The sequence below is a fragment of the Ruegeria sp. CK3 genome (genome assembly GCF_056536565.1).
Genome location: NZ_JBQFPV010000005.1, coordinates 330,944 through 353,043, shown reverse-complemented (window position 1 = coordinate 353,043; position 22,100 = coordinate 330,944). Strand labels below are relative to the sequence as shown.

The following is a 22,100-nucleotide window of genomic DNA, read 5'->3' as shown; positions in this document are numbered from 1 at the left end:
CGAAAAAGCCTCAAACGCAAATCTGGGGCCGGACAAGCTGGACCACACGATGTCCTTTATGTTCGAAACCCGCTTTCCGCAGCATCTGACCGCCTTTGCCGCAACCGAGGCACCCTTGCAGGATGATTACATCGACTGCTGGGCAGACATCGAAAAGAAATTCGACGGCACGCCCGGCAAAAAGTGAAACAACTAATCCGCTCGTGACAAAGTCTGGATATAGAATGCCTTTGATGAACTCCTGGGTGATATCGGCCAATGATGAAGCCCATCCTTTTCCCTTGAACAACCTGCCCTACGGGGTTTTTTCGACCGAAGGCGGCGAACCTCGTTGTGGCGTGGCCATCGGCGATATGATACTGGACGTCTCTTCCGCCGAGGTCGAAGGCCTGATCGTGCTGAGCAACGAACCTCTTTTCGATCTGCCTTTCTGGAATCCATTGATGGAAGAGGGTCCGGTTGTGTGGGCGGCATTGCGGGACCGGCTGATTAGCCTGTTGGCCGAAGACGCCGAAGAACAGCATAAAGTTGAGCCCCTGCTCGTCGCGCAAGACGATGCCGAGATGCATATGCCTTTCGCCGTTAGCGAATACACAGATTTCTACGCGGGTCGACATCATGCTTTCAACGTTGGCACCATGTTCCGGGGGCCAGAAAACGCGCTGCCCCCGAACTGGCTGCACATCCCAATCGGTTACAACGGTCGTGCATCGTCAGTGGTTGTTTCGGGCACGGACATCCGACGCCCCTGGGGTCAGCTGAAAGGTCCAAGCGACGCCCTGCCCCGGTTTGCCCCGTCGCAACGGTTCGATATTGAGCTTGAGATGGGCGCCATCGTTGGAACCCCTTCGGATGGTCCGATCTCCGTGCAAGAGGCGGATAACAACATTTTTGGCTACGTACTGCTGAACGACTGGTCTGCCCGCGACATTCAGGCTTGGGAATACCAGCCTCTGGGGCCGTTCCAGGCCAAGGCCACGGCAACCTCGATCAGCCCCTGGATCGTGACCAAAGCTGCGCTTGAGCCATTCCGCTGCGACACCCCTGCGCGGGAGTTCGAATTGCTGGACCACCTGAAGGATTTTGGCCCGATGCTGTACGACATCGACCTGTCGGTCACGTTGGCTCCCAAGGGCAAGGCGGCTACAACCATTGCCCGAACCAATTACAATGAGATGTATTATTCGGCAGCTCAGCAATTGGCCCATCACACCACGTCCGGGTGCCCGATGAATACCGGCGATCTGCTGGGCTCGGGCACAATTTCCGGCCCGGAAAAGGACAATCGCGGCTCCCTTTTGGAACTCAGCTGGGGTGCCAAAGAGCCATTTACTCTCGACACCGGTGAGACCCGCAGCTTCGTTGAAGACGGAGACACCCTAACCCTGACGGGCGCCGCTATAGGTGACGGCTATCGGATCGGTTTCGGCGATTGCACGGGGCAAGTCCTCGCAGCACTTGACGATCCTTACAAACGCAACTGACACGTAAAATCGCCCGCTCGGGCACCGGAGGAAACCCATGGCTAAAGCATTCGCATCGCAAGGCGATATGACAGAAAAGAAAATCACCTTCGATGAGATCGGCGAGGGTCTGTGGGCCTTTACTGCCGAAGGTGACCCGAATTCGGGCGTCATCATCGGCGACGACAGCGTCATGATTGTCGAGGCGCAGGCCACCCCGCGTCTGGCGAACAAAGTGATCGAGAAGGTGCGTGAAGTCACCGACAAGCCGATCAGCCATGTTGTGCTCACGCACTATCACGCGGTGCGCGTTCTGGGCGCCTCGGCCTTCAACGCGCCGCAGGTGATCATGTCGGATGTGGCACGCTCGATGGTCGTGGAACGCGGGCAAGAGGACTGGGACAGCGAGTTCCAGCGTTTCCCGCGCCTGTTCGAAGGTCATGAGAGCATCCCCGGCCTGACCTGGCCCACAACCACATTTAGCGACAGCATGACGGTCTATCTAGGCAACCGCCGCGTAGATATCAAACAGATCGGCCGCGCCCATACGGCGGGCGATGCGGTGATCCATGTGCCTGATCAGAACGTCATGTTCACCGGCGACATCGTCGAGGACCACTCGGCCTGCTATTGCGGGGATGGTCACTTTGCCGATTGGGGCCAGACGCTGGACAATATCAAAACTTATGGCGTCGACGCCATCGCACCGGGTCGCGGCGGCGCGCTGATCGGCAAAGAAGCGGTCGAACGGGCCATCGAAAGCACCCGCGACTTCGTCAACTCAACCTACGAACCCGCCAAAAGGGTTGCGATGAAAGGCGGCAGTCTGAAAGACGCCTGGGATGCCGTTCGCGACGCCTGCGATCCTAAGTTCAAGGACTATGCGATCTACGAGCACTGCCTGCCATTCAACGTCAGCCGTGCCTATGACGAAGCTCGGGGGATCGCCCACCCTCGCATCTGGACTGACAAACGTGATCTGGAAATGTGGGAACAGTTGCAAGGCTGAACCCACTCATCTCCTCCGAACTCAACAAGCTAGGTATTTCGATGCTTCAGGACCGATATTCCCTCGCCTTCAAGCTTTACCCTTATGAGAAATCAAAAGATCAAGACGCGCCCGTTGCGGTGCGCCACCCGGTTGTCATCGTCGGAGGCGGTCCTATCGGAATGGCCGCCGCGCTGGACCTTGGTCGACAGGGCATTCCGGCGTTGGTTCTGGACGATCACGAAGGGATCGGCATGGGCAGCCGTGCCATCTGCTTTGCCAAGCGAACACTGGAAATCGCCGACCGTTATAGCTGTGGCGCGCCAATGCTCGACAAAGGGGTCGTCTGGAATGTTGGGAAGGTGTTTCAGGACGACCGAAAGGTCTTTGAGTTCAACCTTCTGCCTGAATCCGGCCATCGCAACCCGGCCTTCATCAACTTGCAGCAGCCTTATTTCGAAAAGTTCATTTTCGAAGCGATTTGCGCGGAACAGGAACGCGGCGCGCCTATTGAAATCCGAGGCAAGAACCGGGTCGAAGCTGTAGACGTCAAGGACGACCATGTTGTTCTGTCCGTCACAACTCCGGACGGGCCTTACCAGCTTGAGGCGGATTGGATGATCGCCTGCGATGGCGCAAGTTCGCCAACACGCGACATGTTGGATCTGGGATTTGAAGGCCGGGTTTTTCAGGACAGCTTTCTGATCGCTGATATCCGGATGAAGAACAACACATTCCCGACAGAACGCTGGTTCTGGTTCGAGCCCTACTTTAAGTCCGGCGCCTCGACTTTGCTGCACAAACAGCCTGATGACGTGTGGCGCGTGGACTTCCAGATCGGCTGGGATGTCGATCGCAAGGAGGAGTTGAAAGAGGAAAACATCCGCAAGCGGCTGGATGCGATGTTGGGCGATGACGTCGAATATGAAATGGTCTGGTCATCCATCTACACCTTCCAGTGCCGGCGTATGAACAAATTCCGCCACGGGCGCGTTGTTTTTGCTGGCGACGCGGCGCATCAAGTGTCGCCCTTCGGGGCACGCGGCGCGAATTCCGGCTTTCAGGACGTCGACAACCTTGGTTGGAAGCTTGGCCTCGTTATCTCGGGCAAGGCACCGGAAAGCCTTCTGGACACCTATGATGACGAACGGATCTACGGAGCGGACGAAAACATACTTAATTCGACCCGCTCAACTGATTTCATCACGCCAAAATCGAAGGTAAGCAAGAATTTCCGGGACGCTGTGCTTAGTCTGGCCGAACGCCATACATTTGCGCGGCCTCTGGTGAATTCGGGGCGACTGTCAGTGCCCTGTACCTATGATCACTCGTCCCTGAACGGAGCGGATGACCTCGCAGGAGGTCCTGACACGTCCAGAGTGGGATCTCCATGCAAGGATGCCCCGGTTGGCGACGGCTTCCTTCTGGATCAGCTTGGAAACGACTTCGTGATTTTGGCACTTAACACCGAAGTTCCGAACAACCTCGATATCGACGGTATCACGGTCAGAAGCGTGTCCCTTACGGCTTCGGACACAGTAGCGGAACGTTACCTTGGATCGGAAAGCCAGGCGGTCTACCTCGTCCGCCCCGATCAGCATGTCGCGGCGCGCTGGCGCGATTACGACGAGGCTGCTCTGCGTTCAGCAGTCCTTAAAGCCTGCGGAAAGGAATAAGCTGATGCCCCTGATTACCGAACCAAACCTGTATTCACCGGATGATTTTTATGCAGACCTCATCGCAGTGCATGAAGGGCTGTCGGATGAGGAAAGCGAAGCCCTGAACGCGCGCCTCATTCTCATCCTCTCCAATCACATCGGAGATCGAGAAACACTTAACCAGGCACTGAAGGCCGCGAAGGAAAACTGACCTCTTGGTTGCCGGCCCGTCGACTTTTCGGCTGTACTGGGACCAGCGAAACCATTTCGCCCCGAAAGACCCGGAACTCGCGCCCGAAATGCGCCGCATCTATCAATAGCTATAGGATGGTGGCGTTGGGTACGGATCGACGCCAACGACATCATCCTTCCCCCGCCCCTAATCATACATCGATCGAGCAGGCTGATCAGATCCTGGATGGTCTGCATTCGGCGCTGCAAAAATAACAGAAAACAAGAAGAAACAAAATGAATCGGCGGCCTATTGCAGGCCGCCCTTTTAGTTTCATTTGCCATCAATCACTCGCGGATTGTCAGTGCGGGGTTATGCGCGAAGAAATTGAACGGCATGATGTGAACCGTCTTCCACTCGGTCGACATGACCGGCCAATCTTCCATCCGCGGGATGTGGTGGAACCCTGCGGTAAACCAGGACACAATATCCTGACCCATCAGCGGCTTGTCCTCTTTAACCCATTCCGCCAGCGTGTCAGAACCGTCGCTTTGCATCGCATATTTGCCACCTGCATAGCGCTGCTCTTGGTCATAGACAGTCGTCCACGAGGAGTACTCGATATAGGCGTTACGTTTGAACGGAGGGTCGCTTTCAAAGTCGAACGGACCGTATGCGATCGAGCCGTGGTGGATCATCCAACCCGGAGTGTGGCCCAGATACCCTTCTGATTGCGGGTTCGAGATATGGACGTGACGCGGTTTGGACGCGCTGAAGCGATAGCGCGCGTCCAGCTCACTGTCCGGCATCACATGCTGCCAGGTCCACATCGATTTGCGCGGGCTGTCCGCAGGTATTTCGGCCGGGACGATTTCCATCAACCCCATGTGGTTGACCGGCTGGTCGATGTCAAAGTCGATCCGGAAGTTGAAATAGTGGTCATGGTTGGCCGCAACCAGATGCGGTGCAATCAACGTGCCATACTTGGTGTCTTCCGCAGCGGTTTCATCATTCATCGAGGTCGAAACCACGCCTTTGACCGCGTCCAGACCGGTTGCGCCGATCTTGATGAACATCTGACCGTCCTGCTTGAAGCGGTAGTCGATCAGATAGTCATAGTTACCGACCTCTGACGCAGTGCGCACAACCAATTCGGTTTCCGAGCGGCCCTCTGCGGGTACAAAGTTGTCCGGCGTCTGTGCAAAGATCTCAAAGTGGCGCCAAGCAGGGTCACCAATGTTGCGCTCGAAGATGCAGATCGCATCCGGAATTTCCAGCGGCATACCTGCGTCATCCGCGATTACGGCAGGAAGGAAGGTTGCATATTCAGGGCAATCCACACCCGCACGCAACGGCGTCAGGAACAGACCGAAGCCATATTCGCCACTGTCCATATAGGTCCGCCAGTACCACCCCTCTGTCGGGTCCATATAGGGGACAAACACTTCGGACAGATGCGTCTGATAGATGATCGAACGCCAATTGCCCTGATCGTTGACATCTATGTTCGAGACGACCAGCCCCGCACGCTTTTCCGCGCGTAGATTCATGCGCCAGATGTCCCAATCCAGATGGTTGCCGTCCAGAGTGTAATTCGGGCCACCTTCCTGCGTCAGCAGAACCTTGTTGGCTTCCGGGCGCAACTCGACCCGTTCGGCCACCTCTTCGGCCGTGTAACCCCAGGCGTCTTGCGGCAGGGGGATCGCACCGGTGTCGATGACCTCGACAACCTCTTGCTTGCCGATGTCGTAGATTGCGAACAATCCTTCGATCGGCTTTGCGTAGAAGTTCGAGCCCGTCGGGTTCTGATAACAGGGCACCTTCATCAGGCGGGTGCCATCGAATTCGGGGGTAAAGAAGTTACCTGCTGTCAGCGGCAGACAAAACGCGTCTTCATTTGTCAGGCCACGCGCTTCGAGCCCCGCGATCATATCCGGGTGACCCAAAGCCCCTTCCAGTGCACCGATGAACTCCGCAAACAATACCATCGGCTGACCCGAGCCTTCGATGGCAAAGTTTTCTTCAACGGTGCCTTGCGTGATGTTCACGATAGCTTCGCTGAATCCTTCGTCGGTGGTGTATTGCACCATCGCCTTGCGATCCAGTGCCTCGCCTTCTTTCCAAACCAGAACTTCGGCTTTCGACGGCTCGTGCAGATCGATCAAAGGGTACAGTGTCTCGTCGGTGACGGTGCCGCTTTCTTTCAGGATCGTGTTGATTTGCTGGAGTTCGTCCGGCGTTAACCCGTCCAGGGGATGTGCCAAAGCGCTGCCGGCGAAAACGGCGCCCAGTGCAGTTGTGGCAAGGATACTTCTGATCTTCATCTCTTCCTCTCCTGTCTTGTTCTTAGCTGAATACGACTTGGATATCGGTGTATTCGGCCAAACCTTCGTCCGCGAATTCGACACCAACGCCAGATGATTTGACCCCGCCGAACGGGGCATTGGGTTGAATGGCGCCATGTTTGTTGATCCAGACCGAGCCACACTCCATGCGGCTGGCAACGGCCTTGGCGGCGTCGATATCGGACGACCAAACCGAGCCACCCAACCCGTTCGGGCTGTCATTGGCGGCCGCAATTGCGTCTTCCACTTCTGAATACTTGATGATTGGCAGCGCCGGGCCGAACTGTTCTTCATCGACCAACGGATCGCCGTTATTCAGACCCGCGATGATCGTGGGAGGGAAGAACAGCCCGTCGCCCGGCGCACCGCCCAGCAAGACCTGGCCACGTTCTTTCGCATCGGCCACCAGGCGGCTGAACTTGTCAAACTGCATCTTGTTCTGGACCGGACCCAGGATCGCATTGTCGTCCATGCCATCTCCCACCGGGATATTACGGGCGAAGGCCACTAGGGCGTCGCAAACCTCGTCATGGATGCTTTCGTGGACATAAAGACGTTTCATCGCAGCGCAGGTTTGGCCGTTATTGATGAAACCGCCCCAGAACAAACCTTCGGCAATCGCTTGCGGGTCTGCGTCGGGCAGAACGATACCGGCATCATTGCCCCCCAGTTCCAAGGTCAGGCGTTTCATGGTTTCCGCGGCCGAGGCCATGACTTTTTGCCCAGTAGCGCAAGAACCAGTGAAGACAATCTTACGGATATCGGGATGGGCCGACATGACCCCTCCGATATTGTCGCCTTTGTCGTCGCTTGTGATCACGTTCACGACGCCCGCAGGCAGTACTTCGTTCATGATCTGAACAAGGCGAAGGGTCGACAATGGGGTCAGAGGCGAGGGTTTGATAACCACAGTATTGCCGGTGCGCAGCGCTGGCATGATATGCCAGATCGCAATCATCACTGGGAAGTTCCAAGGGGTGATCGACCCCACAACGCCCAGCGGCTTGCGGTGCAGTTCAACGCGGCCTTCGTTGTTATCTTGCAGCACTTTCATTGGTAAGGACAGCCCGGCAGTGTATCCTGCCCAAGCCCCTGCCCCGCCCATTTCCCAGCGCGATCCAAGCCCGTTAAGCGGCTTACCCTGTTCGGCTGTAATAATCTGTGCGAGTTCCTCGGAATGCTCTCCGATCTTCTGCGCTACGGCCTCGCATGCGGCCTGCAGTTCTTCGTCCGATTTGGCCGACCAGCTTTCGAAAGCAACTTTCGCAGCTTTGACAGCATTATCCAGATCAGCGCTTGTCGCGTTGGGCGCACGCCCTGCGACTTCACCGGTTGACGGGTTAAATACGTCAAAGCTGGTGGCGGTAGATACCGGTTGACCCCCGATAGTCAGATCGTATTCGATCACGGCTTGTCCTCCCTAAATCGCGATGCCTGTGCGCGAACGCAGCAAGGCTGGGGAGTACTATTATCCGACCGGTCGGTCGAGTCTTGGGGTTTTGCGCCAAATATTATGGCTTAGGACGACATATTCTTCCGCACCGCCCCCGGTGAGACACCAAATCGTTCCCGAAAGACCTTGTAGAAATGCGACAGGTCGTTGAAACCGGAATCATACGCAACCGCAGCGATCGTGTCGCGCCCTACGTCAGAGTGCACCTCTTTTAGCCGGGCTTTCGCTGTTTCAAGCCGCACGGTCATAAGGCGTTTGCTGGCGGTTTCCCCAAGGGTTCCAAAATGACGCTGAAGTGTCCGAGGCGAAACCTGCAATGCTTCGGCTAATGCCTGCGGTCCGAATGCAGGATCCATCGCGTTCTGTTCAATCACTTGAAGAGCGCGCGAGAGGACCGCGTTTGCTTCTCGCCCGCGTTGGTCTTCCTGATGGCTGACACAGCGGAAATACGCGCCTAACAAGCTCAGAAAGGCTTCGCCCAAATGTGGGGCTACAGCAGCTTCCTCGGTAAATATCTTGGCCAGCACGGCACGCATGGCGAAAAACAGGGGGTCGTTTCGGTCTACCGAAATACCGCCCGTGCAGATCTCACCGAACCTGTGGACCATCTCGTCGCGTGGCAAATGGATCGAGACCTGACGCGAGTTCATCCCGTCATAAACAAACTCGGAGCGTTTCGCGCTGTCGACCAGATACATGTCGCCCGGTCCCAGCAAAACCGATGTATCATTCTGGTGGATACGGCAGTTTCCCTTATCCTGGATGAGAAGAAACAAGTGCTCTCCGGGGTCTTGTCGGATCATACGCTCGTCCCGAAAAACCCTTTGTGCGTCGAGCGATACGATTGCCGTCTCAAAGCGTGAGACCGGCAAGGTGGAGATATCCCCGTCAATACGTCCGTGCGTGGCAACACTGGACTCGACAGCAAACTGCCCGCAGATCTTTTCCAGTTCCCGAGAAAAACCTTCCACAGATCGTGAACGCAAATTCGTCCGCACAAGCGGTTTAAAATATGCGCTGTCTGGTTGTGGCTTCATGGGTGTTGGGCTTGCTGTGACTGGATCAGCGTAAAGAGTACCCGTGATGTGAGTTTTCAGCAAAACGTTTTGCAATTTGTAAGACTGGTGGATTTGGCGAGATAGGCCCGAGGCTTTGGCGTCAGTCCAGACCGAAGACCAGCCGACTTGGCCCTTGTGGCTACAAACCGGAATGATTGCAGGGATTTCGCTTGTACTCACCGGACTATATGTAACTCAGCCCAAACTGTTTGCGGTAGGACGATAACCACGGGCTGGCAAATTGGTTGCGGCGCGTTCTCAGTTGTGAATAGCGAGGAGCCAAATTTTCAGCCTGTGAATTCGCATAGTCCAACTGGTCTTTCATTCCCCATTGAGCGAATTTCTGAACCCCCGGATAGTCGAGAATCTGAAGTGTTACCGAATGGCCCATTGGGATCAGTCGTCAGGCCACGTCCGACAAACCCCAGCCCTACACTGCTATTTTTCTTGTTATCCCAAGAACTTGAGCCCCGCCTCAGACTAGAGGACGGACCCAAAATCGGTCCAGTCAAGCGATTCACAAAGGCGTTTTCAGTCCCAAAGTCTTCAGCGTGTCATTCATCGTCTGGCTCCAGCGCTCTTTCAGGGAACTGTTTTTATTCCGCCGCAGACCAAGAGATTTTAACAACTCGAACCGTTTCGGATCGTCGCCCCCGAAAGACACCGCGACGCGAGGCCACCAGTAGTCGACCGAGACTTGCATTTGCTCAGCTTTGCCTCGTTCGATCAACTTAGTTGCGCCCTCCATAGCCAATTCGCCATGGTGTGCTTCAATCGGAGCGATTGAGCGGAAAGCCTCGGCTAAAGGTTGATAGGAAATCGTAGAATACTCAGCCAGTTGTTCGGCGACGGCGCGGCTCATGAGCAAATTCATGATCACGGCGTCCGTCCAACCCGAGAATGGATAGTTGAACACAGCCAAGCGCATATCATGTTCGGAACGCGTTGCTCCGATGTCCGCATCCCGGCTTAACCGGGCCGTCCACGGATGATGATTGGCGTAGCGTTCTGTGTCGGCTCCAAACTCTCCCATGATGTTCAGAACGCGATTTGCATGATCCGTTTTTTCAAGCACGATCTTCGCGGCAGCGATGCGTTCTTTTATTCCCGGCCCGAGGTTAATTACGTCAGCAAAACCGGCAGCGCCTGCTAGTTCACTGTCAACAAAAGTTGCCATCAGTTTCAGCAGTTCCGCACGATAGCGTGGCGGAACGTTTGACGGGTTTGTCAGCACGCCGCCCGCGGCAAGATAGCTGTCGAGAGTCATTGTATCGGTCATGTCGGCCTCTCCTTTACTGATCGTAATCCACGATCACGCGGTCCGTTATCGGATAGGCCTGACAGCTGAGCACATAACCCTTTTCGACCTCATAGTCCTCAAGCGCGTGGTTTGCGACCATCTCGACCTCACCTTCCAACACTTTGCAGCGACAGGTCGAACATACCCCGGCTTTGCAGGCATAGGGGGCGTCCAACGCGTTTTCCAAAGCAGCATCCAGAATGGACAGGTCTTTGGGGATGGTCAGGGTCTGAGTCGAGCCATCCAGCGTAATGGACGCGTTGGTCTGATTGTCTGTCCGACCGGCATCTGCCGAACTTGCTTTGCGCTTTGCGCGACCCGGCTGGGCGCTGGCAAAAAGTTCGAATTTAATCTGGCTGTCGTCTAGCCCGTGTTCGCGAAGGGCGGCGGCAATACCCAGCATCATGGGTTCAGGACCACAAATGAACGCCGTATCGACGTTTTCGATATCGACCCAGTGCTTGAACAACTCGGCGCATTTTTCCCGCGTGACCAGCCCGGTGAACAGGTCGATTTCCTGGGAATCCGTCTCAAGAATATGGATCACGTTGAGGCGACCCATATACAGGTTCTTGAGGTCCTCTAGTTCTTCGCGGAACATGATCGTGTTGATGCCTTTGTTGGCATAGATGAGCGTAAACCGCGACTGGGGTTCACGGGCGAGCGTGGTTTTGAGGATCGACAGAACAGGCGTCACCCCGGACCCACCGGCAAAACCGAGATATTGCTTTTCTGAATCTGCATCGATCGGAGCGTGGAAGCTGCCCATCGGCGGCATGGCCTGCACGATGTCCCCGACATTCAGTTCCGAGTTCGCCCAGCCCGAGAACGCCCCGCCGTCGACGCGCTTGATGCCAACCTGCAGGACACCGTCGTCCTTGCCTGCGCAGATCGAATAGGACCGGCGCAGTTCTTCGCCGTCGAACTCGCGGCGGAACGTCAGGTATTGACCGGCAGTAAAGTCAAACTCTTGCGCTGCACCATTCATGGGCTCCAGCGTCAAAACCACCGCGTCGCGGATCGTTTTGTGGATGTCGGTGACCTTCAGGTCGTGGAAACGTGCCATCCGGTGCTCCTCCTCAGATGCACTTGAAATAATCAAAAGGTTCCAGGCAGTCAGTGCAGCGCCAATGTGCCTTGCACGGGGTCGAGCCGAACTGGCTAACCTTCTCAACCGCCTTACCGCCACAATGCGGGCACCGTTCCGGGCCGCCTGCCGGTTGCGGCGGCGCGATTCCGTATTCTTCCAGCCGCGCACGGCCCTTATCGCTGAGCCAATCGGTGGTCCATGCGGGAGTGATGGTGGTTTCGATCCGGATGTCTTCGATCCCGCGATCCCGTAGCGCGGTTTCAATATCCATGCTGATGACCGCCGTTGCCGGACAGCCGGAATAGGTCGGAGTCACCGTCACCTTCAAGGTTTCGGCATCCCAGCGCACATCGCGCACAATCCCCAGATCAACCACGGAGATGACGGGTATTTCAGGGTCAGGAACGGCATCCAGCCAGTCCCATATCTGATCTGTGGTCACCCGTTCCATATCGGTTTACCAGCTGGCGCCGGGATAGGCGCGTTGCAGCCATTGCATCTGAGTCAGCAAGTGCCCCAAATATTCGGTATGCATCTGCCCGGTACGCCCGCCCTTATGCGCGAAATCGCTGTCTGGGATCGTTAGCGTCGCATCCGCCAAGACCCGCTGAACCAAAGCGTCATATTCATCGCGCAGATCGGCGGGATTGGGCGCGATACCAGCGGCTGCCATCTGGGTATCCACGTCGTCGCTGGCGAACATCTCACCCACATAGGGCCACAGATAGTCCAGTGCAGCTTGCATCCGGTCGTGGCTTTCCACCGTTCCGTCGCCCAAGCCAACCACCGTGTCGCCCGAGCGTTCCAGGTGATAGGCGACCTCTTTACTGGCCTTGGCCGCAATTGCTGCAACACGGTCGTCTGACGATTTGATCAGACGCCCCAGCATGATCGAATGCCATGCATCAAACAGGAACTGGCGCATCAGGGTCCGGCCAAAGTCTTCGTTCGGAACCTCGACCATCAGAACATTGCGAAAATCCCAGGCATCGCGCAGGAATGCCAGATCATCGGCACTTTGGCCGCCGTCGATTTCGCCGGCAAGGCCCAGCCACATCTGGGTTTGGCCGATTAGGTCCAGCGCGGTATTGGCCAGTGCGATATCTTCTTCAAGCACGGGCGCATGGCCGCACCACTCGCTCACGCGGTGGCCAAGGATGAGTGTGTTGTCACCCATTCTTAGCAGAAACTGCAGGAAGGCTTCGTCGCGGGTCATCACATCGCCCCCACTTCATCGGGAATGTCGAAGAATGTCGGGTGGCGGTAAACCTTGCTTTCGCTGGGCTCATACAGCGGGCCTTTGTCACTAGGGGATGAGGCCGAGATATTGTTCGCTTCGACCACCCAGATCGACACGCCTTCGTTGCGGCGCGTGTAGACATCGCGCGCGTTCTTGATCGCCATTTCCGCGTCCGGTGCGTGCAGTGAGCCGACATGACGGTGGCTCATACCGTGCTGACCGCGGATAAAGACTTCCCAAAGGGGCCATTCGTTTTTCATCGGGTTTCCTCCTCAGGTCAGGCTTATTCAGCGGCCACTTGACCGGCGCGTTTCTTTTTGGCGTGGGCCAGCAGGCCGTCCCGCACCCATTGTCCGTCGTCCCAGGCCTTGTTGCGCGCGGCCAGGCGGTCGGTGTTGCAAGGCCCGTTGCCTTTGATGACGTCAAAGAACTCGGACCAATCGGGTTCCGAGAAATCGTAGTGGCCGCGTTCTTCGTTCCATTTCAGGTCCGGGTCTGGGACGGTCAGCCCAAGGAACTCGGCCTGCGGCACGGTCTGATCGACGAATTTCTGACGCAGCTCGTCGTTGGTGTTCATCTTGATCTTCCAAGCCATAGATTGGGTCGAATGGATCGAGTCCTTGTCCGAAGGTCCGAACATCATCAGCGACGGGTACCAAAAGCGGTTCAGGGCATCTTGCGCCATCTTTTTCTGTGCGGGCGTCCCTTCGGCCATCTTGCGAATGGCATCGTAACCCTGACGCTGGTGAAAGCTTTCTTCCTTGCAGATCCGGATCATGGCACGCGAATACGGCCCGTAGGACGTCCGCTGCAACGGCACCTGGTTCATGATAGCGGCCCCATCGACCAACCAGCCGACCGCGCCAATATCGGCCCAGTTCAGCGTGGGGTAATTGAAGATCGACGAATACTTCATCCGACCGTCCAGTAGCATCTCGGTCAGCTCGTCCCGGCTGACGCCCAGTGTTTCTGCCGCGCAATAAAGGTAAAGCCCGTGTCCGGCCTCATCCTGCACCTTGGCCAGCAGGATCGCCTTGCGTTCCAGCGTGGGTGCGCGGGTGATCCAGTTGCCTTCGGGTAGTTGCCCAACGATTTCGGAGTGTGCGTGCTGCCCGATTTGGCGGATCAGCGTTTTGCGATAGCCTTGCGGCATCCAATCCTTGGGCTCGATCTTGATGTCCGCGTCAATCTTTGCCTGAAACTCGGCAAGCTTTTCAGGGTCATCGTTTGTGGCCTCAGACTTAACCATTTGTGCGTACATCGTATTTCCTCCTCTCGGATGGGATCAGATTTTGAATACGTGGCTTAGAACCCGCATGTTTCCTTTTAGTGCTGAGCCACCAAGGTCTTTTGCCAAGCGCTGCAAAACATCCGCAAATCCGTAGCTGGGTATGGCGGCTTCGACCTGGGCGACTTGATCGCGTGACAGTCCTTTTCGCACCTTGCCCCCCGTCGCATCGATCCAGTCACCTTTTCGGCAGGCGTTGACCACATCGGCGTGTGGCCCGCGGTAGGGTGTAACCTTGTGGTGCCAGTGAATGGCATTGCGCAGCAGCTCTGGATCCAGTCCCCAACCCTTTTCAGCGTTGTCCGTCAGAGCCAGTTCTTCGGATGGCTCCAGATATGCCAGATCGTGTTTCGTCCACAGTCCGATATCGTGGTAGACGAAGGCCGTCTCGACCAATGCACAATGCGTGTCATCGCCGCCAAGGAAGTGCATGGCATAGGTAATCACACGATAAACATGGCCCCGATAAGCCTTGTAGTCGTCGCCGAGAACATCTTGATACGGCTCAAACAGCCGCTCAACCCGTTCGCTGTGGTCGATTATCTGGATCGCCTCAGTCAAAACAGTGCTCCCCCTATCAAACCCGTTCCAGGATCAGGGCTGCGCCCTGCCCGACACCCACGCACATCGTGCAGAGAGCATACCGCCCACCTGTCCGCCGTAGTTGATAAGCGGCGGTCAACACCAGCCGCGCTCCGGACATGCCCAGAGGGTGCCCCATGGCAATGGCACCGCCATTCGGGTTCACATGCGGTGCGTCGTCAGCAACGCCCAGTTCGCGAAGTGTTGCCAGCCCTTGCGAAGCAAAAGCTTCGTTTAACTCTATCACATCCATCTGCTCTATGGTTAGCCCGGCCCGCGCCAAAACCTTACGGCTGGCCGGCACGGGCCCAATCCCCATGATGCGTGGCGCAACGCCGGCCACAGACATTCCCACAACCCGCGCAATCGGAGTAAGGCCGTTCGTTGCAGCCGCCGCCTCGTTCGCCATCAAAATAGCAGCAGCTCCGTCGTTAACACCAGACGCATTGCCCGCCGTAACAGTATTGTCCGGCCCGTTCACACCCTTGAGGCCAGACAACTTGTCGGCCGCTGTTCCCGGGCGCGGATGCTCATCGGTATCGACCACTATCGGGTCACCCTTACGTTGCGGAACCGAGACCGGAGTGATCTCATCCGCGAACATACCCGCCTCGTGCGCGGCGGCCCATCGGGCCTGACTGCGCGCGGCGAAACTGTCCTGATCCGCTCGGCTGACGCCATAGTCATCGGCAACGTTGTCAGCGGTTTGGGGCATTGAATCGATACCGTAGGCCTGCTTCATCTTCGGGTTCACAAAGCGCCAGCCGATGGTCGTGTCGTAAACCGCGTTACTGCGCGTGAATGCAGATGTCGCCTTGGGCATCACAAAGGGTGCACGGGACATGCTTTCGACCCCACCCGCTATCGCCAGATCATAGTCACCCGCCTTGATGCCTCGGGCGGCCATTCCAACAGCATCCATGCCGCTGGCGCACAGGCGATTTATGGTGGTCCCCGGAACATCAATCGGTAATCCAGCCAACAAGGCCGCCATACGAGCGACGTTCCGGTTGCTTTCACCGGCCTGGTTAGCATCACCGTAGATGACGTCATCCACGCCCGACCAGTCGACTTGCGGATTCCGCTCTTTCAGGGCAGCCAACGGGATGGCCGCCAGATCATCCGTGCGGATCGACGACAATGCCCCGCCGTATCGCCCAATCGGAGTGCGCGTCGCGTCGCAAATAAATGCATCCATCTGTCAATTCTCCTGGGCGTTCACGCTCAATTATAGACCGTATGGTCGGTTTATATTTCCATCATCGATTCGAAGCAAGCATTATGTTACCGAATTTTTATGTCGATGCACATTCTCGTAACATAAAAAGAAATCAGTTTGCTGTTAAAACAAGCCATCATCCTTTGAGATATCAGGAGGGACTTTGTCCCAAAAACCTAAGTGCTCAATCCTGCTTCTAAAGTTGTTAGTTGCGGTCCGGGCAACCTGTCCAAGATCCTAGAAACCGCCTCGCGGCAGGCGGGCTCCTTCCAGTCACTTGGCAGAAAATCCGAGGGCAAAGCCGGGTGTCGCAAGATGATGCGGCGCCAATTGTGCACAAGGAGGACACGCAGCGCTGCTGTTTTCATCGGATCATCCACGCCGGTCTCCGGTAGCAGATCTTCGATCACCTGGATTGATGTCCAAAACTCGTCATACGCGATTCTCAACGGCTCTGGTCCGCATAGGTCTGTTAGCCAATCTGGTACTGAAATCGCGGTGGTCTCAAAACCCAGCAGGTCTTCCAGATCGTGCGGCATGGATCCCGCTGCCATCGCTGTGGATGGGTTTAATGAGATATATTCCCCAGTCAGCAACAGATCGGACAATTCCTTTCTGGATGTTTCAGAGTTGCTCGAGATCAGCACATGCCAGATGTCTGGTTTGGCCGTCTCGGGGGCGTAAATACGTGGCGCAGCGGCTGCACTTTGAGTACGACCATAGTCCGTAAGCTGATGGACGCTTGCGCGCCCAACGCGGGTACTTTCGATCCAGCCTTCTTTGCGCAATCGATGCAACGCCACTCGGGTCGCTTCGGCCTTGATACCCACAAGGCTCGTCAACGCAGTGATCAATGATCCGCTTATCTGATCGGATTTGTTTTGCGCCAGATCGCCAAAGATCGTGACAAGCACAGACCAAACCCGCAGAGACCCTTCGGAGGTCAAATGACGAACGCAATGGTCGAACCAGTCTGTGGAAGCGTCTTTCATGGCCGCAGTATAGGCGGGCCGGATCGAATTACCATCCGGCCCGGTCTCGTCAGTAGGCTACCATTGTCAACAGTTCGTATTCGGCAACAAGGTCATCATCCTGTTGAGTCATCGTGACGTGCCAGCGAACCTCGCCATAGTGATCATTGCGTTTGGTCTTTGACTTAACGGTCAGGCGCACTTTGATGCTGTCCCCGGCCACAACTGGTTTCATGAAACGCAACCCATCCAAGCCTGTATTGGCCAGAACAGGACCTTCGTTAGGCTCGACAAACAAACCGGCGGCGAACGACAACAGCAGGTATCCGTGCGCGACACGACCCGGGAAGAACGGATTTCGTTCCGCGGCGGCCTCATCCATGTGCGCATAGAAGGTGTCGCCGGTGAATTCCGCAAAGTGCTCGATATCTTCGAGCGTGACGGTGCGCGGCGCCGTGTGAATTGTCTCACCAATAGCCAGATCGTGGTAGCGGCGCGTGAAGGGATGCGCGGGGCCTTCGATCTCGGTCGCGCCCGAGACCCATTTCGAGCCAATCGCCGTCAACAGGTCAGGCGAGCCCTGAATGGCGGTGCGCTGCATGTAGTGTTTCACGCCCCGCACGCCGCCCATTTCCTCACCGCCACCCGCGCGACCGGGGCCGCCATGGACCATATGCGGCAAGGGAGAGCCGTGGCCCGTGGCCTCTTTCATCGAGTCTCGGTTGTTGAAATAGAGACGCCCGTGATACGCCCCGGCACCCATGGCGAATTTGCGCGCCACGTCCGGGTCGTGGGTAATGACTGACGCGACCAGAGACCCCTGCCCCCGGTTCGCCAGCTCAATCGCGTGGTCAGTATCGCGATACCCCATGATCGTGCTGACCGGACCGAAGGCTTCGGTGTCATGGACACGCTGTGCCGCATCCGGGTTGGCGCAATGGAACAGCATTGGCGGCAGGAAAGCCCCTTTTTGGGCATCTGCGCCGTCAACGGCAAAGTCATCCGGGTTGCCGAACACACGTTCGGCCTCTTGGCAAATGATCGCAGCCTTTTCCAGTACATCCAGTTTTTGATCATTCGATACCAGCGCGCCCATGCGCGTTGTCTCAAGCCTAGGGTCGCCGATAACCGTTTTTGCCAGCCGCGCGGAAAGTGCCTCGATCACCGCCTGCACATGCGGCTCGGGTGCGATGATCCGGCGGATCGCGGTACATTTCTGACCCGCTTTTGTGGTCATCTCGCGCTGAACTTCCTTGATGAACAGGTCAAATTCCGGTGTCCCCGGTTGGGCGTCAGCGCCCAGTACCGAACAGTTCAGACTGTCCTGTTCCGCCACGAAACGGACGGAGTTTTGCAGAATGACGGGGTTAGACCGTAGTTTCAGCGCAGTATCAGCCGATCCGGTAAAGCTGACCACGTCCTGCATGGTTAAGCGATCCAACATGTCACCCAGACCACCCGACACAAGCTGGAGCGCTCCGGCAGGCAGAATGCCAGACCCCAGCATCAACCGCACGCACAATTCGGTTACGTAGCAGGAATTCGTCGCAGGTTTGACGATGGCCGGTACACCGGCCAGTAACGTCGGAGCCAGCTTCTCCAACATGCCCCAAACCGGAAAGTTGAACGCGTTGATATGAACCGCCACGCCCTGCAGCGGCGTGCAGATGTGCTGACCGACAAAGGTCCCATTCCGCGATAGCTGTTCGACGTCCTCGTCCAGATAGACGCGCCCATCGGGCATTTCGCGGCGGCCTTTCGAGGCAAACACAAACATCGTGCCTATCCCGCCGTCGATGTCGATCAGATGGTCTGACTGGGTCGCGCCCGTGTTGAATGACAGGTCATACAAGGCCTGCTTGTGCTGCCCCAAATGCAACGACAATGCCTTGAGCATCTTGGCGCGCTCATGAAAGGTCATCTGCCGTAGTGCTGGCCCGCCAACATTGCGCGCATAGTCCAACATGCCCTGTACATCTAAGCCAGTGTTGCCAGCGGTCGCGATCACCTCTCCGGTCACAGCACTGGCAATGTTGCGGGCCCCTTCGCCCGGCGCGATCCACTCACCTGCCGCGAAACTTGAAATCTGTTGGATCGTCATGTGCCTCTCCTCAGTCCTGAGATGATCTACGCGGACCTATGTACGCGGTTATGGTAGCTATAATATTTACCGTACGGTCGGTCAATAAAAAGACTGACTCATTTTCTTGTTCGGTCACGTCAAACCTGTGCAGGAAGCTGGGCGAACCCGCGAAAGCGAATTCGCCCACCACGCTTTGCGCCCTCTGTGACCTGATAGTTGGAAAAGCGGTTCAAAAACCGAATGACCGCAATCTTGCCCTCCATCCGAGCAAGAGTCAGACCGACGCAGGTGTGCGGGCCACCGGCAAAGGCGTGGTGCTTGTTCGGGCGGCGGTCCAGCAGCATTTCGTCGGGCCGGTCAAACTGCCTTGGGTCGCGGTTGGCGGCGCCGATACACAGGTGAACATCCGTGCCTGCCGGAATGGTATGGCCGTGGAGTGTCACGTCTTCGGTGGTCAGGCGATTGCCAAACTGGTTTGGGCTTTCGAGGCGCAAGAATTCGTCCACTGCCGTGGCAATCAGGTCGGGATTGTTCAGCAATTCCGAACGTTTATCTCGGTGCCGATCCAGCAGATCCAGCGCGTTGCCGATCAGGTTTGTCGTGGTCTCGTGCCCGGCATTCAGGATAAAGATACAGTTCTGATACAGCTCAACGTCGGTCAAGCCGCCATCCGCATCGTCTTGCATCAGCCGTGTCAGAACATCCGTTTCCGGATTGCCCGGGTTGGCTTTTCGATCCTCGATAATATGACGAAGAAATTCTTTGAATTCAGAGACGGCGCGATTACCCCACTCTTCCTGCTCAGGCGTCAATTGTGGTTCCAAAGCCCCAAGAATAGCCAAAGACCAGTCCCGCAATGGTTCGCGGTCGGATCTGGGAATGCCCAACAGGTTGCCGATCACTTCGATGGGGATCGCTCCGGCGAAATCCTCGATCAATTCGACCTGACCTTTGGCCTGCATCTGATCCAGCAAACCATCGACGAGCTGGATCAAACCCGGCTCCATCTGCGCCAAGGCACGCGGGTTCATCGCGCCGACCATCACCTTACGCACGCGGGTGTGCAGAGGCGGATCATTGAACACCAGACTTGTGGTGTGGTGTTCGTATAACGGGCTGTCGACCCCGTATTTGGGCCCAAACACCGCCTTTTTGTCCGAGATGAACCGCGTCGTATCCCGATAGACCAGATCCAGATCCTCGTATCGCGACAGGATCACCGAGCCGTCGGGTTGGGGGCAAACCGGCATATCTTCGCGCAGCGCGGCATAGGCTGGATAAGGGTCCTCGTGAAACCCTTCGGGAAGCGCCGTCAGGGAAAACATCAGTGACCCATCGCCCCCATATGTTCGGGCAGCACCAGTACCAGCCAGGGCACCAGAACGATCAGGGCCAGACGGAAGATATCGGCGATCCAGAAGGGCGTGACGCCTTTGAAGATCGTTGCGGTCGAAACGTCCCCGACCACCCCTTTCAGGATGAACACGTTCAAACCGACCGGCGGGGTGATCAGACTGATCTCGGTCACGACAACGACCACAATCCCGAACCAGATTGGGTCGTAGCCCAGCGACGTCACCAGCGGGAAAAAGATCGGCACGGTCAGCAAGAGCATCGACAGGGATTCAAAGACGCAGCCCAAGATGATGTAGATGCCCAGGATCATCAGGATCACCACGAACGGTTCCACGTCATAGGCCGTGACAAGGCCGATCAACGCCTCTGGCAGGCCAGCGAGGTTGATGAAGTTCGAAAAGATCTGGGCCCCGATCAGGACCGAGAACAGGGCGGCAGCGGTGTAAGTTGTTTCTTTCAACACCTCGAAGGTCGAACTCAGAGTCAACCCACCGCGGGACAAGGCGATCAGAAACGCCCCCATGGCGCCCATGCCGGCGGCTTCGGTCGGGCTGAAGGTCAGGTTCAGTGGGTGGAAATCAAACGCGCCGTAAAGCCCGCCAATGACAAGAAAGAACAACAGCAACACCGCCCAAACCGACCGTAACGCTGTCAGTTTTTCGCCCCAGCCGTGTTTTTCTCCTGCGGGTCCGGAGTCGGGTTTGCGCCAGACGGTCCAGCGAACGGCAAACAGGTACAGAAGGATGCCAAGCACGCCGGGAATGATACCGGCAACAAACAGCTTGCCGATGGATGTCTCGGTCAGCAGACCATAGATTACAAGGATCACGGAGGGCGGGATTAGAATGCCGAGCGTGCCGCCTGCCGCAATGGAGGCGGTCGACAGCTCATCTGAATAGCGATAGCGGCGCATTTCCGGCATGGCAACCTTGGACATCGTTGCCGCCGTTGCCAGGGACGAGCCACAGATGGCCGAAAACCCGCCACAGGCCGCCACCGTAGCCATTGCGATTCCGCCTTTGAAATGGCCCAGAAACGCGTTTGATACGGCGTAAAGCTCGCGCGCCAGCCCGCCTTTGTTCACGAACAAACCCATCAGGATAAACAGTGGTATAACCGAAAGGCCGTAGTCCTGTGCCGTGTCGGTGATCTGACGACCCACCATCGACATCGCTGCTTTCAAGCCGCGTTCGGACAGAATACTGCCTCCGCGTTCGTATGCAAAACCCAGCGTTCCGACGAGGCCCATTGCAAAGACAATCGGCAGGCGCAGAAGCACGAGAACAAGAACAAGGCCAAAGCCGATCAGTGCGGCAGTCATTGAGGGTGCTCCGACAAAGTATGGGGGGCGAAGATGTGCAGAAGGCCGGTCGTGATCATCGCGACGGCGGTGATCGCTGCGGACGCGGCAATGAACCAGCCGATATAGAACACGGGGATCGACAGGTACTCGGTCACATCACCATAGTCCCGCGCCCGTTCAGCCAAGATCCAGACCCGCTGTATCGGCCAGAAGAGCATGATGCCCGAGACCAGATAGACAATCGCGTCCCTGGCGCGGCTTAGGCGCAGTCGCGCAAACAAACCGTCCGTCAGGTCCACTGCAATCTGACCTTTTCCAGCCGAGATCATCGGAAGAACCGAGAATACAAGGATCGCCATCAGAATACGTGTCAACTCGGTCGCCGCTTCGATCGGCGCGTTGAACATGGACCGAAGAATGACGTCGCAAAACGTCATAACCATAAGGATAAACAGCGCCACACTGGCCATCACTGTCGGAAAAACACTGATGCGGCGCGCGAAGGATACCAGAGATTGCATGAGGAATTCC

Annotated in this window: 21 protein-coding genes; 5 read left to right on the top strand and 16 right to left on the bottom strand. The window is 56.8% G+C overall.

The window, feature by feature from the left end; translation table 11 throughout:
• From ACR0C3_RS09370 to ACR0C3_RS09350, 5 genes are all read left to right on the top strand, one after another.
• A partial coding sequence (locus tag ACR0C3_RS09370; RefSeq protein WP_480758172.1) for a homogentisate 1,2-dioxygenase domain-containing protein occupies positions 1 to 187 on the top strand: 187 nt, incomplete at its 5' end.
• Positions 188 to 224: 37 nt separating this feature from the next.
• Complete coding sequence (fahA, locus tag ACR0C3_RS09365; protein ID WP_480758171.1) at positions 225 to 1,484, top strand: fumarylacetoacetase; 1,260 nt, start codon at positions 225 to 227, stop codon at positions 1,482 to 1,484.
• Positions 1,485 to 1,521: 37 nt separating this feature from the next.
• The gene (locus tag ACR0C3_RS09360; RefSeq protein WP_480758170.1) at positions 1,522 to 2,472 is read left to right on the top strand and encodes an MBL fold metallo-hydrolase; all 951 of its coding nucleotides are present in this window, start codon (positions 1,522 to 1,524) and stop codon (positions 2,470 to 2,472) included.
• A 41-nt stretch (positions 2,473 to 2,513) separates the two neighbouring features.
• Positions 2,514 to 4,127 (top strand): FAD-dependent oxidoreductase, encoded by a 1,614-nt coding sequence (locus tag ACR0C3_RS09355; protein WP_480758169.1) that lies wholly within the window; start codon positions 2,514 to 2,516, stop codon positions 4,125 to 4,127.
• Between the two features lie 4 nt (positions 4,128 to 4,131).
• Positions 4,132 to 4,320, top strand: coding sequence for a DUF2783 domain-containing protein (locus tag ACR0C3_RS09350; RefSeq protein ID WP_170375314.1), 189 nt, complete (start codon positions 4,132 to 4,134; stop codon positions 4,318 to 4,320).
• Positions 4,321 to 4,628: 308 nt separating this feature from the next.
• Here the strand turns inward: ACR0C3_RS09350 and ACR0C3_RS09345 are convergent, their stop codons facing one another.
• The 16 genes from ACR0C3_RS09345 to ACR0C3_RS09270 all read right to left on the bottom strand — a co-directional run bounded on the left by ACR0C3_RS09345 (position 4,629) and on the right by ACR0C3_RS09270 (position 22,090).
• Positions 4,629 to 6,605 (bottom strand): copper amine oxidase, encoded by a 1,977-nt coding sequence (locus tag ACR0C3_RS09345; protein ID WP_480758168.1) that lies wholly within the window; start codon positions 6,603 to 6,605, stop codon positions 4,629 to 4,631.
• A gap of 22 nt (positions 6,606 to 6,627) precedes the next feature.
• On the bottom strand, positions 6,628 to 8,034 hold the full coding sequence (locus ACR0C3_RS09340) for an aldehyde dehydrogenase family protein (protein WP_425084739.1): 1,407 nt from the start codon (positions 8,032 to 8,034) through the stop codon (positions 6,628 to 6,630).
• 110 nt (positions 8,035 to 8,144) lie between these two features.
• The gene (locus ACR0C3_RS09335) at positions 8,145 to 9,116 is read right to left on the bottom strand and encodes a helix-turn-helix domain-containing protein (RefSeq protein WP_480758167.1); all 972 of its coding nucleotides are present in this window, start codon (positions 9,114 to 9,116) and stop codon (positions 8,145 to 8,147) included.
• Positions 9,117 to 9,654: 538 nt separating this feature from the next.
• Complete coding sequence (locus ACR0C3_RS09330) at positions 9,655 to 10,416, bottom strand: Phenylacetic acid catabolic protein (protein ID WP_480758166.1); 762 nt, start codon at positions 10,414 to 10,416, stop codon at positions 9,655 to 9,657.
• 13 nt (positions 10,417 to 10,429) lie between these two features.
• Positions 10,430 to 11,503, bottom strand: coding sequence for a 2Fe-2S iron-sulfur cluster-binding protein (locus tag ACR0C3_RS09325; RefSeq protein ID WP_480758165.1), 1,074 nt, complete (start codon positions 11,501 to 11,503; stop codon positions 10,430 to 10,432).
• 13 nt (positions 11,504 to 11,516) lie between these two features.
• Positions 11,517 to 11,978, bottom strand: coding sequence for a 1,2-phenylacetyl-CoA epoxidase subunit PaaD (gene paaD / locus ACR0C3_RS09320; protein WP_480758164.1), 462 nt, complete (start codon positions 11,976 to 11,978; stop codon positions 11,517 to 11,519).
• 6 nt (positions 11,979 to 11,984) lie between these two features.
• Entirely contained in the window at positions 11,985 to 12,743 is a 759-nt protein-coding gene (gene paaC, locus ACR0C3_RS09315; RefSeq protein WP_480758163.1) for a 1,2-phenylacetyl-CoA epoxidase subunit PaaC, read from the bottom strand.
• Positions 12,743 to 13,027 carry a 1,2-phenylacetyl-CoA epoxidase subunit PaaB gene (gene paaB, locus ACR0C3_RS09310; RefSeq protein ID WP_142639870.1) on the bottom strand — a complete coding sequence of 95 codons (285 nt, stop codon included), beginning with the start codon at positions 13,025 to 13,027 and terminating at the stop codon, positions 12,743 to 12,745. Before paaB ends, paaC begins: the two co-directional genes overlap by 1 nt.
• A 23-nt stretch (positions 13,028 to 13,050) precedes the next feature.
• Positions 13,051 to 14,028, bottom strand: coding sequence for a 1,2-phenylacetyl-CoA epoxidase subunit PaaA (paaA, locus tag ACR0C3_RS09305; RefSeq protein WP_480758162.1), 978 nt, complete (start codon positions 14,026 to 14,028; stop codon positions 13,051 to 13,053).
• Between the two features lie 24 nt (positions 14,029 to 14,052).
• A complete protein-coding gene (locus ACR0C3_RS09300; RefSeq protein WP_480758161.1) occupies positions 14,053 to 14,616 on the bottom strand; it encodes a hypothetical protein in 564 nt (187 codons plus the stop codon).
• A gap of 16 nt (positions 14,617 to 14,632) precedes the next feature.
• A complete protein-coding gene (gene pcaF / locus ACR0C3_RS09295; protein WP_480758160.1) occupies positions 14,633 to 15,835 on the bottom strand; it encodes a 3-oxoadipyl-CoA thiolase in 1,203 nt (400 codons plus the stop codon).
• Positions 15,836 to 16,032: 197 nt separating this feature from the next.
• Positions 16,033 to 16,848, bottom strand: a complete 816-nt coding sequence (locus ACR0C3_RS09290; protein WP_480758159.1) for a PaaX family transcriptional regulator C-terminal domain-containing protein — start codon at positions 16,846 to 16,848, stop codon at positions 16,033 to 16,035.
• Between the two features lie 49 nt (positions 16,849 to 16,897).
• Positions 16,898 to 18,928, bottom strand: a complete 2,031-nt coding sequence (gene paaZ / locus ACR0C3_RS09285; RefSeq protein ID WP_480758158.1) for a phenylacetic acid degradation bifunctional protein PaaZ — start codon at positions 18,926 to 18,928, stop codon at positions 16,898 to 16,900.
• 119 nt (positions 18,929 to 19,047) lie between these two features.
• Positions 19,048 to 20,235, bottom strand: a complete 1,188-nt coding sequence (locus ACR0C3_RS09280; RefSeq protein ID WP_480758157.1) for a cytochrome P450 — start codon at positions 20,233 to 20,235, stop codon at positions 19,048 to 19,050.
• Complete coding sequence (locus tag ACR0C3_RS09275; RefSeq protein ID WP_170662413.1) at positions 20,235 to 21,587, bottom strand: TRAP transporter large permease; 1,353 nt, start codon at positions 21,585 to 21,587, stop codon at positions 20,235 to 20,237. The genes ACR0C3_RS09280 and ACR0C3_RS09275 overlap by 1 nt, the downstream gene beginning before the upstream one ends.
• A complete protein-coding gene (locus ACR0C3_RS09270; protein ID WP_480758156.1) occupies positions 21,584 to 22,090 on the bottom strand; it encodes a TRAP transporter small permease in 507 nt (168 codons plus the stop codon). The genes ACR0C3_RS09275 and ACR0C3_RS09270 overlap by 4 nt, the downstream gene beginning before the upstream one ends.
• Between the last annotated feature and the right edge of the window lie 10 nt (positions 22,091 to 22,100).